Raw genomic sequence first — 12,602 nt, 5'->3', positions numbered from 1 at the left:
CCTTCGTTGCAGAACATTACGCTCGGCTTCGTTCCGGGGGCCGCCTCAGAAACGATGAGTGCATGTCCAGCACTCTGCTCGCGCCTCCCGCAGCGTCCGCCCCGGCGGTGGACCGCCCCCCGGCCGTCCGTCTCGAGGGTGTGGGGCGAGCCTTCGCAGGACGCGGCGGGCAGCGCACCGTACTGCGCGACGTCGATCTCGAACTCGTCGACGGCGAGATCCTCGCGATCGTCGGTCCCTCCGGCTGCGGCAAGTCGACGCTGCTGCGCCTCATCGGCGCCCTCGACGCGCCGACCGCGGGCGGGGTCGACGTCGGCGGCACGACCGCCGTCGCCTTCCAGGAGCCGCGACTGCTGCCGTGGCGCACCCTCGCGCAGAACGTCGCACTCGGCCTGCCGCGCGGCATCGACAAGCGCGCCGGACGCGACCGCGTCGCCGAGCTGCTGACCCTCGTCGGCCTCGAGCACGCGGCGCACCAGCGCCCGCGCGAGGTCTCGGGCGGCATGGCGCAGCGCGCGTCGCTCGCCCGCGCTCTGGCCCGGGGTCCCGAAGTGCTGCTGCTGGATGAGCCGTTCGGCGCTCTGGACGCACTGACCCGCCTGCGCATGCAGGACCTGCTGCTCGACGTGCACGCCGCCGTGCCCACGACCGTCGTGCTCGTGACCCACGACGTCGAAGAAGCCCTGTATCTCGCCGACCGCGTGCTGCTGCTGCGCGCCGTCGACCCGAGTGCCGACGCCCGCGACGCTTCGATCGCCCGCACGATCACGGTCCCCGGACTTCGACCGCGAGACCGCTCCGAGCGAGCACTGACCGACCTGCGCGCCGAGCTGCTCGAGGGCCTCGGCGTCGACACGCACCACACCCGCACTCAGGAGACCCGATGAACCGTCCGCTGCGCCGCATCCTTCCCGTCCTCGCCGTCACCGGCGTCATCATGCTCGGTGCGGCGGGATGCGTCGCCGGTGAGAACGCCTCGGCGGCACCCGCGCCGGCGGGGGAGGGCGAGTGGTCGACCGACACGCTCACGATCGACTTCGCGACATATAACCCCCTGAGTCTCGTCATCAGGGAGCAGGGGCTCATCGAAGAGGCGCTCGGCGATTCGGTCGCCGTCGAGTGGGTGCAGTCCGCCGGCTCGAACAAGGCGAACGAGCTGCTGCGCGCCGGGTCGATCGACGTCGGCTCGACGGCGGGCTCCGCCGCGCTCCTCGCGAAGGCGAACGGTTCGCCGATCCAGGTCATCGACATCTACTCGCAGCCGGAGTGGGCCGCGATCGTCGTGCCGGAAGGCAGCGACATCACGTCGGTCGCCGACCTGAAGGGGCAGTCCGTCGCCGCGACGATCGGCACCGACCCGTACTTCTTCCTGCTGCAGGCGCTCGAGACCGAGGGTCTCACGGTCGAGGACGTCGAGGTGCAGCACCTGCAGCACGCCGACGGCTGGGCCGCTCTCGATGCCGGATCGGTCGCCGCGTGGTCGGGCCTGGATCCGATCATGGCGGCCGCCGAAGTCGATGCGGGGGCGCAGCTGGTCTACCGCAACGTCGACTTCAACACCTACGGGTTCCTCAACGCGACCGAGGACTTCATCACGAACCACCCCGACCTCGCGCAGGTCGTCGTGAACGCCTACGAAGAGGCGCGCGTGTGGGCACTGGCCAATCCTGACGAGACGGCGGCTCTGCTCGCCGAGGTCGCGGGCATCGACCTCGCCGTCGCCGAGACCGTCATCCAGGAGCGCTCGAACCTCGACGTGAGCGGCATCCCGGGCGCTGCCCAGCTCGCGGTCCTCGAGAAGATCGCGCCCGTGCTGGTGGACTCCGACGCCGTCCAGGGCGGCGAGCAGGCCGTCTCCGACGCCCTCGCGACGATCATCAACGCGACATTCGCCGAAGAAGCAGTGAACGCGCGATGACCACGCTCACCGCGGCGGACACCGACACGGGCACGCCCGCGGCGCGCTCGCTGTGGGATCGCCGCGCCGTGCGCATCGCGGGTGGCTTCGTCGTTCCGATCGCCCTGCTGGCGCTGTGGCAGGCGGTCACCGTGACGGGCATGCTTCCGCCGCACCGGCTGCCGGCCCCCGCGACGGTCTTCCAGGCCGCCGTCGAGATGCTCGACAGCGGCGTGCTCTGGCTGCACATCGCCATCTCGGTGCAGCGCGTGCTGATCGGCTTCGCGATCGGGTCCGTCGTCGGGCTCGTCGCGGCGGCGTTCGTCGGCCTGACGCGGGCGGGCGACGTGCTGCTGAGTCCGACGCTCGCGGCCTTCCGCGCGATCCCCTCGCTCGCCCTCGTTCCGCTGCTGCTGCTGTGGATGGGGATCGGCGAAGACTCCAAGGTCGCCCTCATCGCGATCGGCGCGTTCTTCCCCGTCTTCACGACCGTCGGCTCGGCCCTGCGCCACGTCGACCCGCACCTGGTCGAGATGGGTCGCTCGTTCGGTCTGCGCGGGTGGGACCTGCTGCGCCTCGTGCAGTTGCCCGCCGTCGTGCCCTCGATCATCTCCGGACTACGACTGGCGATGGCGCAGGCATGGCTCTTCCTCGTCGCCGCGGAGCTGATCGCCGCGTCGATGGGCCTGGGGTTCCTGCTGACCGAATCGCAGAGCACGGGCCGCGTCGACCGCATCCTGCTCGCGATCGTGCTGCTGGCGCTGCTGGGCACCCTCACCAACGGCATCCTCAGCCTCGTCCAGAAGCACCTGCTGAAGAAATGGGCGTGAGATGACCGCCGAGACCCGCCTGGTCGAACGGCGCACCTATCCGCCCGACGGCGCGTTCCGCGCGCAGGCCAACGTGGGCGACGAGGCCTACGCCCGCGCCGCCGCCGACCCCACCGCCTTCTGGGAGGATGCCGCGCGCCGGCTGACGTGGGAGCAGCAGTGGCACACGGCCCTCGAGTGGGAGCCACCGGTGACCCGCGCCGACGGCACCCTCTCGGTCCCCGCCGCCCGCTGGTTCTCCGGCGGGCGGCTCAACGTCGCCTACAACTGCGTCGACCGGCACGTCGAGGCCGGTCGCGGCGAGCGCGTCGCCCTGCATTTCGAAGGCGAGCCGGGCGACCGCACGAGCGTCACGTACGCCGATCTGCAGCGACGGGTCTCCCGCGCGGCCAACGCACTGCGGGACCTGGGCATCGAGCCGGGGGACCGGGTCGTGGTGTATCTGCCCGTCCTGATCGAGACCGTCGTGATCGCTCTCGCGTGCGCGCGCATCGGCGCCGTGCATTCGCTCGTCTTCGGCGGTTTCTCGTCAGAGGCCGTGCGCTTCCGCCTGCAGGACACCCGCGCGGCGCTCCTGGTCACATCCGACGGCCAGTTCCGCCGCGGATCCGCCGTCGAGGTGAAGTCCGCCGCCGACGCGGCCGCCGACGGTCTCGACCACGTGCGGCACGTCCTCACGGTTCGCCGCACGGGGCAGGACGTGCCGTGGACGGCCGGCCGCGACGTGTGGTGGCACGACGTCGTCGACACCGCGAGCGACCGCCACGACGCGGTGGCGTTCGATGCGGAGCATCCGCTGTTCATCATCTACACCTCCGGCACGACGGGGCGACCCAAGGGCCTCGTGCACACGTCGGGCGGATATCTCGCGCACGCGAGCTGGGCCCACTGGGCGCACTTCGACGCCAAGCCCGACGACGTGCACTGGTGCACCGCGGATCTCGCATGGGTCACGGCGCACACCTACGAGCTGTACGGGCCGCTGTCGAACGGTCTGACGCAGGTCATCTACGAGGGCACACCGGATGCACCGCACCGCGAGCGGCATCTCGAGATCATCCAGCGCCACGGGGTCACGGTCTACTACACCGCGCCCACGCTCATCCGCACCTTCATGACGTGGTTCGGCGATGATCTGCCGGCGGGGCACGACCTGTCGTCGCTGCGCCTGCTCGGCACGGTCGGCGAAGCGATCAACCCCGAGGCCTGGGTGTGGTTCCGGCGCACGTTCGGCCGTGACGAGGTGCCCGTCGTCGACACGTGGTGGCAGTCCGAGACGGGTGCCGCGATGATCGCCCCGCTGCCCGGCGCGACGACGCTCAAGCCGGGCTCGGCGACGGTGCCGCTGCCGGGGATCGACGCGGCCGTCGTCGACGACGCGGGAGAGCCGGTGACGCCGGGCGCGTCGGGCACGCTCGTCGTGCGACGGCCGTGGCCCGGTATGGCGCGCACCGTGTGGGGCGATCCCGAGCGGTATCGCGACTCGTACTGGGCGCGCTTCGCGGGACACGGCGCGCACGGCGGCTACTACGTCGCCGGTGACGGCGCGACGGTCGACGACGACGGGCACGTCTGGATCCTCGGTCGCCTCGACGACGTCGTGAACGTGTCGGGACACCGTCTGTCCACGATCGAGATCGAGTCCGCCCTCGTCGCGCAGCGCGCGGTCGGCGAAGCGGGCGCGACGGCCGTCGACGATCCCGTCACCGGTCACGCCGTGGCCGCCTTCGTCGTGCCGTCCGGCAGTGGCGGTCTCGACGCCGCAGAGCTGCGCGACGGCGTCGCACGACGGATCGGACCGGTCGCGAAGCCACGCCACGTCTACGTCGTCGCCGAACTGCCCAAGACGCGCTCGGGCAAGATCCTGCGCCGCCTCCTCGCCCAGCTGTGGCAGGCTGAGCGAGACCGCCGGGCCGGGCGTGCCCCCGCCTCCCTCGGCGACACCACCTCGTTGCAGAACCCCTGGACCGTCGAGCAGATCGCCGACGTGCTCGCCTCTGCGTGACCGCCGTCGCGCCCGCACACCGAGAGAAGACATGACCGATGACCACCGCTTCGGCTTCCGCACGCGCGCCCTGCACGCCGGCGGCACCCCGGATGCCACGACCGGCGCGCGCGCCGTGCCGATCTACCAGACCACGTCGTTCGTGTTCGACGATGCGACGGATGCCGCGAACCTGTTCGCGCTGCAGAAGTACGGCAACATCTACTCCCGCATCGGCAACCCCACCGTCGCCGCTCTCGAAGAGCGGCTCGCTTCGCTCGAAGGGGGCATCGGCGCCGTCGCGACGGCATCGGGCATGAGCGCGGAGTTCATCACCTTCGCCGCCCTCGTCGGCGCGGGCGACCACGTCGTCGCCTCGGCGCAGCTGTACGGCGGCACTGTGACGCAGCTCGACGTGACGCTGCGCCGCTTCGGGGTCGAGACGACCTTCGTCGCCTCCGACGACCCCGCCGACTTCGCCGCCGCGATCCGGCCGGAGACGAAGGTGCTGTACGTCGAGATCATCGGCAACCCGTCGGGGGAGATCGCCGACATCGCCGGTCTCGCCGAGGTCGCGCACGCGGCATCCATCCCGCTCGTCGTCGACGCGACGCTCGCGACGCCGTATCTGGCGCGCCCGCTCGAGCACGGGGCGGACATCGTCATCCACTCGGTCACCAAGTTCCTGGGCGGTCACGGCACGACGCTCGGCGGCGTCGTGATCGAGAAGGGCACGTTCGACTGGGGCAACGGCAAGTTCCCGCAGATGACCGAGCCCGTGCCGTCTTACGGCGGCATCCGATGGTGGGACAACTTCGGCGAGTACGGCTTCCTCACGAAGCTGCGCACCGAGCAGCTGCGCGACATCGGCCCCGCCCTCAGTCCGCAGTCGGCGTTCCTGCTGCTGCAGGGCGTCGAGACGCTGCCGCAGCGCATGGACGCGCACCTCGCGAACGCCCGCGTCGTGGCGGAGTGGCTCGATTCCGACCCGCGCGTCGAATACGTCACGTGGGCGGGGCTTCCCGATCATCCTCATCACGATCGAGCGCGCACGTATCTGCCGCTGGGGCCGGGCTCGGTGTTCGCCTTCGGGGTGAAGCCCACGGGCGAGTTCCCGACGGACGAGGAGCGCCTGAGCGCCGCCCGCCGCACCGGCGAGCGCGTCATCGAGGCGCTGCAGCTCGCGTCGCACCTGGCCAATATCGGCGATGCCCGCACCCTGGTCATCCATCCGGCGTCGACGACCCACCAGCAGCTCGCACCCGCGCAGCTGGCCGACGCGGGCGTTCCCGCCGACCTCATCCGCATCTCGGTCGGCCTCGAGGACGCCGAAGACATCGTCTGGGACCTCGATCAGGCCCTCACCCGAGCGACAGGACTGCCGCGATGAGCTTCGGATCCGATCAGACCTGCGCACTGCCTGCCCCCGCCTGCGCGCTGCCCGGCGCGCTCGCCGAGACGACCCCGGCCGAGGCGACGGCCCCGCGCACGTGGCGGGCCCCGTCCGCGCCGGAGCGCTATGCGCTGCTGCGCGAGGCCCGCTCGATCGCGATCGTCGGGGCATCCGACAACCGCGCGCGGGCGAGCTACTTCGTCGCGTCGTACCTGCTGGGCGGCTCCGACCTCGACGTGTACTTCGTCAATCCGCGCGCGACGGAGATCCTCGGCCGGCCCGTCTACGCCTCGCTCGCCGACCTGCCCGTCGCGCCCGACATCGTCGACGTGTTCCGCAGACACGACGACCTGCCGGACGTCGCACGCGAATCGGTCGCCGTCGGCGCGAAGACGCTGTGGCTGCAGCTGGGGTCGTGGAACGAAGAGGCCGCCGCGATCGCCGCCGAGGCCGGCCTCAGCGTCGTGATGGACCGCTGCGTCAAGATCGAGCACGCGCGCTTCCATGGCGGACTGCGTCTGGCGGGCTTCGACACGGGCGTCATCTCGTCGAAACGCCAGGTGACGGCGCGCTGACCCGCACGTCGGATAGAATGGACGGATGCGTCCGCGCTCGGCGCGCGCCTTCAGACATCCACCGCTGACATCCACCCGCTTCGAAAGGATTCCGCCATGGCCGGAACGAAGAACCAGGGGATCATCGATCCCCCCATCGATTCCCTGCTCGGCAAGGTCGACTCGAAGTACCAGCTCGTGATCTACGCATCCAAGCGCGCGCGTCAGATCAACGACTACTACTCCGACCTGCACGAGGGCAACCTGTTCGACAACGTGGGGCCGCTCGTCGACTCCAACGTCGAGGACAAGCCGCTCACGATCGCCCTGCACGAGATCCACGAGGACAAGCTCCGCCTGCGCCACGAAGAGTAAATCGCTCTTGCGCCGTCTGTGTGACGGCCCGATGCCCCCGATGATGCGATGTCCGCACCCGGGGGCATACTGGTTTCCGCCCCGCCCCGATCTGGAGGATCGATGACCGAGTTGCGCCTGTTCACGTCCGAGTCCGTGACCGAGGGCCACCCCGACAAGATCTGCGACCAGATCTCCGACAGCATCCTCGACGCGATCCTCACCGACGATCCGCACGGCCGCGTCGCCGTCGAGACGCTCGTCACGACGGGTCTCGTGCACGTCGCGGGCGAAGTGTCCACGTCGGCGTACGTCGAGATCCCGGCGATCGTGCGCGACGTCGTCAACCGCATCGGCTACACCTCGAGCGAGACGGGCTTCGACGGAGATTCGTGCGGCGTCAGCGTGTCGATCGGCGCGCAGTCCTCCGACATCGCGGCCGGCGTCGACAAGGCGTTCGAACGGCGCGAGGGCGGGTCGGAAGACCCGCACGACCTGCAGGGCGCGGGCGACCAGGGCATCATGTTCGGCTACGCGACGAACGAGACGCCCGAGTTCATGCCCATGGCGGCGTGGACGGCGCACCGCATGGCCGAGCGCCTCGCCGAAGTGCGGCGTTCGGGCGAGCTGCCGTTCCTGCGCCCCGACGGCAAGACCCAGGTCACGCTCGGCTACGAGGGCAGCACCCCGCGCACGGTGCAGTCGGTCGTCCTGTCGACGCAGCACAATCCCGACATCTCGCAGAAGGCGCTGCGCGCCGCCGTGCGAGCCGAGGTCATCGATCCCGTGCTCGAGGCGACGGGGCTCGACATCTCCGACGTCAAGTTCTACATCAACCCCGCGGGCCCGTTCGTGATCGGCGGTCCGAAGGGCGACGCGGGTCTCACGGGCCGCAAGATCATCATCGACACCTACGGGGGAGCATCACGCCACGGCGGCGGCGCCTTCAGCGGCAAGGACCCGTCCAAGGTCGACCGCTCGGCGGCCTACGCCATGCGCTGGGTCGCCAAGAACGCCGTCGCGGCAGGCCTGGCCGAGCGTCTCGAGGTGCAGATCGCCTACGCGATCGGCAAGGCCAAGCCCGTCGGACTCTATGTCGAGTCGTTCGGCACCGCTCAGGTGTCGGATGAGACCATCACCCGCGCCATCCTCGACGTGTTCGACCTGCGCCCGCGGGCGATCGTCGAGCAGCTCGACCTGCTGCGTCCGATCTACGCGCAGACCGCCTCCTACGGGCACTTCGGGCGCGAACTGCCCGATTTCACGTGGGAGCGCACCGACCGCGTCGACGATCTCCGGCGCGCCGCCGGGCTCTGACGTGACGCGGCGCATCGCGCGGGTGCTGCTGGATTCGCCGCTGCCGCAGCTGGACAGGCTCTTCGACTACGAGATCCCGCGCGAGCTCACCGCTGACGCCGTCGCCGGTGTGCGCGTGCGGGTGCCGCTGCGCACGGCCGGTCGCCTGGTCGACGGCTACCTCGTCGAGGTGACGGAATCCGACGACCCCGAGCGCCCGCTCTCCGAACTCGACGCCGTCGTGTCCGGTGTGCCGGTGCTGCCGACGCGGCTCTATGAGCTCGCCCGCCGCGCCGCCGACCGCGCGGCGGGATCGGCGAGCGACATCCTGCGTCTGGCGATTCCCAAGCGCATGGTGCGCGCCGAGAAGGCGTGGCTCGCCGGCGAGCACCCCGCGCCGCCCGAGGTCACCGCCGGCGGGCTCCCGGCGCTGGAGGCCTACCCCGGACTCGCCGACGCGCTCGATGCGGGGGAGCGCCTCGCCCTCGACGCGCCGCCACACCCCGCCCAGCTCGCGGACGGCACCACCGTGGGGTCGTGGGCCGTGCTGCTGGCATCCACCGCGGCGCACACGCTCGCGACCGGTCGCAGCGCCGTGCTCGTCGTGCCCGACCACCGCGATCAGGACCAGCTCGCCGCCGCCCTCGCCGACCTCGTCGCGCCCGACGCCGTCGTCGCCGTCGACGCGCGGCAATCCTCGCCCGCGAGGTATGCGGCGTTCCTGCGCACGCTGACCGAAGTCCCGTGCATCGTGCTCGGCAATCGCTCGGCCGTCTACGCCCCCGTGCACGACATCGGCCTCATCGCGATCTGGGACGACGGCGACCCGCTGCTCGGCGAGCCGCTCAGTCCCGGCGTCAGCGCGCGCGACGCGGCCCTGGTCCGCCAAGAGCTCGAAGGTCCCGCGCTCCTGTTCGCGGGCCACACCCGCACGACCGACGTCGAGCGGCTCGTGTCACTGGGCTGGGTGCGCGAGATCGCACCCGCCCGCAAGAGCAGTCCGCGCGTCGTGCTCAGTGCGACGCGCGAGGGCGAGTCGCGCGGTGCGCGCGTTCCCTCGTCGGCCTTCGCCGCGGCACGCGAGGCGCTCGAGGACGGACCCGTGCTCGTTCAGGTCGCCCGCCCCGGCTATGCGCCCGTGCTCGTGTGCGCGGGGTGTCGCCACGCCGCGCGGTGCGCGCACTGCGGCGGACCTCTGCACGCGAAGTCCCACGGCGCCGTTCCCGTGTGCGGCTGGTGCGGTCGTCGGGCGCAGGCGTGGACATGCCCCGACTGCGCCGGCACGACCGTGCGGATGGTCTCGTCGGGCAGCGAGCGCACGGCCGACGAACTGGGTCGTGCGTTCCCCGGCGTGCGCGTCATCGTCGCCGACGGGGAGCACCCCGTGCTGCGCGTCGACGCGCGCCCCGCCCTCGTCATCGCGACGCGCGGGGCCGAGCCGATCGCCGACGGCGGATACCGCTCGGTCATCCTGCTCGACGGCGATCGCATGCTGCAGGCCGAGGCCCTGCGGATCGGCGAGTCGTGCCTGCGCTGGTGGTCCAACGCCGCCGCGCTCGCTGTGCCGAAGGCGCCGGTTCACCTCGTCGGCGTCGCCGGACCCGTCGCACGAGCCCTCGCGACGTGGTCCCAACCGGCGTACGCGCGCGCCGAGCTCGCCGACCGGGCAGCGTTGCGGATGCCGCCGACCGTCCGCGTCGCGGCGCTCGAGGGCCCCCGGGCGGCCGTCGAGACGGCCATCTCGTCTGTGCGGGTCGCCGTGCCGACGCTCGACGAGACGTCGGTGCTCGGCCCCGTCCCGCGTGACGAGGGCGTGCGGGCTCTCGTGCGCTTCGACTACAGCAGCGGCGCGCGCGTCACCGAGGCCCTGCGCGCGGCCGTCGTCGCGAACGCCCTGAGCGCCCGCAAGGCCGCGAAGGGACGCAACCCCGCTGCCCGCAATACACTCAGAGTTCGGGTCGACGTGCCCGATCTCGATCTGTGAGGAGACCATGCGCCTCGTCTTCGCCGGCACGCCCGCACCCGCCGTGCCGTCCCTGCGCGCCCTCGCGGCATCCGATCACGACATCGCCCTCGTCGTCAGCCGCACCGACGCGCCGCTCGGACGCAAGCGCACGCTCACCCCGTCGCCCGTCACGGCGGTCGCCGGGGAGCTCGGTCTCGAGGTGCTGCGCACCGACCGGCTCGACGACGCGGCGACCGAGCGGATCGCGGCGCTCGAGCCCGACCTCGGCGTCATCGTCGCCTACGGCGGCCTCGTGCGCGAGCCGCTGCTGTCGACGCCTCGGTACGGGTGGATCAATCTGCACTTCTCGCTCCTGCCGCGCTGGCGCGGCGCCGCACCCGTGCAGCGCGCCCTCATCGCGGGCGACGATCGCACGGGGGCGAGCGTGTTCCAGCTCGTCGCCGCGCTCGACGCGGGCGATGTCTTCGCCGAGCGGATGCACCCCATCGGCCCCGACGCGACGGCGGGGTCGCTCCTCGACGAGCTCGCGCACGACGGCGCCGACCTGCTGCGTGACGTCGTCGACGCGATCGAGGCCGGAACCGCCGTCGCGACGCGGCAGACCGGCGATTCCACCTACGCGCCGAAGCTCACCGACGACGACGGCAGAATCCGCTGGGATGAGACGCGCGACGCCGTCGTGAACCGCATCCGCGGCGTGACCCCCGAGCCCGGCGCGCACACGACGATCGGCGGTGCACGACTGAAGATCCTCGCCGCCGCCCCCGCGCCCGACGACGCGCCCGAGCTCGCTCCCGGCGTCTTCGGCGCGCACGGCAAGGACGTCGTCGTGGGCACGGGCTCGCAGCCCGTCCGGCTCGAGACGATCCAGCCGGCGGGCAAGGGCGCGATGCGCGCGGCCGACTGGTGGCGGGGCCTGCGCGGCGAGCAGCCGGTGGCCGGCTCATGAGTCGCGTGCAGAGCGCGCGACGCGTCGCCTTCGAGACCATCCGCGCCGTCCACGAATCCGACGCCTACGCCAACCTGCTCCTGCCGAAATCGATCGATCGCGCCGGACTGTCGACCGCCGACGCGGGGCTCGCGACCGAATTGACCTACGGCACGCTGCGCCGCGAGGGCACCTACGATGCCGTCATCGCGCTCGCCGCCGACCGGCCCGTACACGAGATCGACCCCACTGTCCTCGACGCCCTGCGGCTCGGGGTGCACCAGCTGCTGTCGACCCGCGTCGCCTCGCACGCAGCCGTCAACGAATCGGTCGAGCTCGCACGCGGCGCGGCGGGACGCGGTGCCGCGGGATTCACGAACGCTGTCCTGCGTCGCGTGTCCCGCGACACGCCGGGCGACTGGATGATGCGGGTCGCCGATTCCGCGCGGTCCGACGACGAACGCCTGGGCCTGCTGTTCTCGCACCCCGTCTGGGTCGTGCGCGCCCTGCGCCGCGCTCTGGCGGCAGAAGGGCGCGCCGCCGAGCTCGAGGCGCTGCTGACGGCCGACAACGTCTCGCCCCACGTCACGATGACGGCCCTGCCCGGTCTCGCCGAGGTTCCCGACGACGCGCGTCGCACACCGTACTCGCCGTACGGTTTCCGGCTGCCCGGCGGCGATCCCGAGGGCATGATCCGCGCGGCCGAGGGCCGCATCCGCGTGCAGGACGAAGGGTCCCAGCTCGCGGCCCTCGCGCTGACCCACGCGTCCCCGATCGCGCCGGGGGAGCGGTGGCTCGACCTCTGCGCGGGCCCCGGCGGCAAGACGGCGCTGCTGGCGGCCGAGGCGCTCGCGCACGGCGCACGGCTCGAGGCCAACGAGATCGCGCCCGCGCGGGCGGGTCTGGTCCGTCAGGCCGTCGCCGGTGTCCCCCTCGAGGTGCCGGTGTCGGAGCAGGACGGCCGCGTCCGCGCCGCCGATACGCCCGACACGTATGACCGCATCCTCGTCGACGCGCCCTGCACGGGCCTCGGCGCGCTGCGTCGGCGCCCGGAAGCACGGTGGCGCAAGGCGCCGTCCGACGTGCCGGATCTGTCCGAGCTGCAGCGCGGACTCCTCTCCGCCGCGATCGGTGCCCTCGCTCCCGGAGGAGTCGTCGCATACGTGACATGCTCGCCGCACCTCGCCGAGACGGCCGGCGTCGTCGGCGAGGTCAGACGCGAGTGGGGCGACGCCGTCGAAGAGATCTCGGCGCGTGACGCTGTGACCGCGGCATCCGTCGGAGATCCGGGCCTGCTCCCGCAGGCCGACGGAAGCCTGCGCGCGCAACTGTGGCCCCATCGGCACAACACCGACGCGATGTCGATCTCGCTGCTGCGACGGGTCTGACCATAATGGAGC

The 12,602-nt window shown here is 71.9% G+C and carries 11 protein-coding genes; all 11 read left to right on the top strand.

Annotation, left to right across the window (positions count from 1 at the left end):
- The first annotated feature begins 62 nt into the window (after positions 1–62).
- The 11 genes from ACWIBS_RS05690 to ACWIBS_RS05640 all read left to right on the top strand — a co-directional run bounded on the left by ACWIBS_RS05690 (position 63) and on the right by ACWIBS_RS05640 (position 12,590).
- A complete protein-coding gene (locus ACWIBS_RS05690; protein WP_376125969.1) occupies positions 63–887 on the top strand; it encodes an ABC transporter ATP-binding protein in 825 nt (274 codons plus the stop codon).
- Complete coding sequence (locus ACWIBS_RS05685) at positions 884–1,918, top strand: aliphatic sulfonate ABC transporter substrate-binding protein (protein ID WP_376125972.1); 1,035 nt, start codon at positions 884–886, stop codon at positions 1,916–1,918. The genes ACWIBS_RS05690 and ACWIBS_RS05685 overlap by 4 nt, the downstream gene beginning before the upstream one ends.
- The gene (locus ACWIBS_RS05680) at positions 1,915–2,727 is read left to right on the top strand and encodes an ABC transporter permease (RefSeq protein WP_376125974.1); all 813 of its coding nucleotides are present in this window, start codon (positions 1,915–1,917) and stop codon (positions 2,725–2,727) included. Before ACWIBS_RS05685 ends, ACWIBS_RS05680 begins: the two co-directional genes overlap by 4 nt.
- Before the next feature lies 1 nt (position 2,728).
- Positions 2,729–4,732, top strand: coding sequence for an acetate--CoA ligase (gene acs / locus ACWIBS_RS05675; RefSeq protein ID WP_376125977.1), 2,004 nt, complete (start codon positions 2,729–2,731; stop codon positions 4,730–4,732).
- Positions 4,733–4,763: 31 nt separating this feature from the next.
- On the top strand, positions 4,764–6,101 hold the full coding sequence (locus ACWIBS_RS05670) for an O-acetylhomoserine aminocarboxypropyltransferase/cysteine synthase family protein (RefSeq protein ID WP_376125980.1): 1,338 nt from the start codon (positions 4,764–4,766) through the stop codon (positions 6,099–6,101).
- Positions 6,098–6,679: a CoA-binding protein gene (locus ACWIBS_RS05665; RefSeq protein ID WP_376125983.1), complete on the top strand. Its 582-nt coding sequence runs from the start codon at positions 6,098–6,100 to the stop codon at positions 6,677–6,679. The genes ACWIBS_RS05670 and ACWIBS_RS05665 overlap by 4 nt, the downstream gene beginning before the upstream one ends.
- A 96-nt stretch (positions 6,680–6,775) precedes the next feature.
- The gene (gene rpoZ, locus ACWIBS_RS05660; RefSeq protein ID WP_376125986.1) at positions 6,776–7,033 is read left to right on the top strand and encodes a DNA-directed RNA polymerase subunit omega; all 258 of its coding nucleotides are present in this window, start codon (positions 6,776–6,778) and stop codon (positions 7,031–7,033) included.
- 102 nt (positions 7,034–7,135) lie between these two features.
- The gene (metK, locus tag ACWIBS_RS05655) at positions 7,136–8,329 is read left to right on the top strand and encodes a methionine adenosyltransferase (RefSeq protein ID WP_376125989.1); all 1,194 of its coding nucleotides are present in this window, start codon (positions 7,136–7,138) and stop codon (positions 8,327–8,329) included.
- Between the two features lies 1 nt (position 8,330).
- The gene (locus ACWIBS_RS05650; protein ID WP_376125992.1) at positions 8,331–10,292 is read left to right on the top strand and encodes a primosomal protein N' family DNA-binding protein; all 1,962 of its coding nucleotides are present in this window, start codon (positions 8,331–8,333) and stop codon (positions 10,290–10,292) included.
- Positions 10,293–10,299: 7 nt separating this feature from the next.
- A complete protein-coding gene (fmt, locus tag ACWIBS_RS05645; protein WP_376125995.1) occupies positions 10,300–11,223 on the top strand; it encodes a methionyl-tRNA formyltransferase in 924 nt (307 codons plus the stop codon).
- Positions 11,220–12,590: an RsmB/NOP family class I SAM-dependent RNA methyltransferase gene (locus ACWIBS_RS05640; RefSeq protein ID WP_376125998.1), complete on the top strand. Its 1,371-nt coding sequence runs from the start codon at positions 11,220–11,222 to the stop codon at positions 12,588–12,590. The genes fmt and ACWIBS_RS05640 overlap by 4 nt, the downstream gene beginning before the upstream one ends.
- Positions 12,591–12,602: the final 12 nt, after the last annotated feature.

The organism is Microbacterium sp. NPDC055442, assembly GCF_053644215.1.
This window is presented reverse-complemented; position numbering and strand designations above follow the sequence as displayed.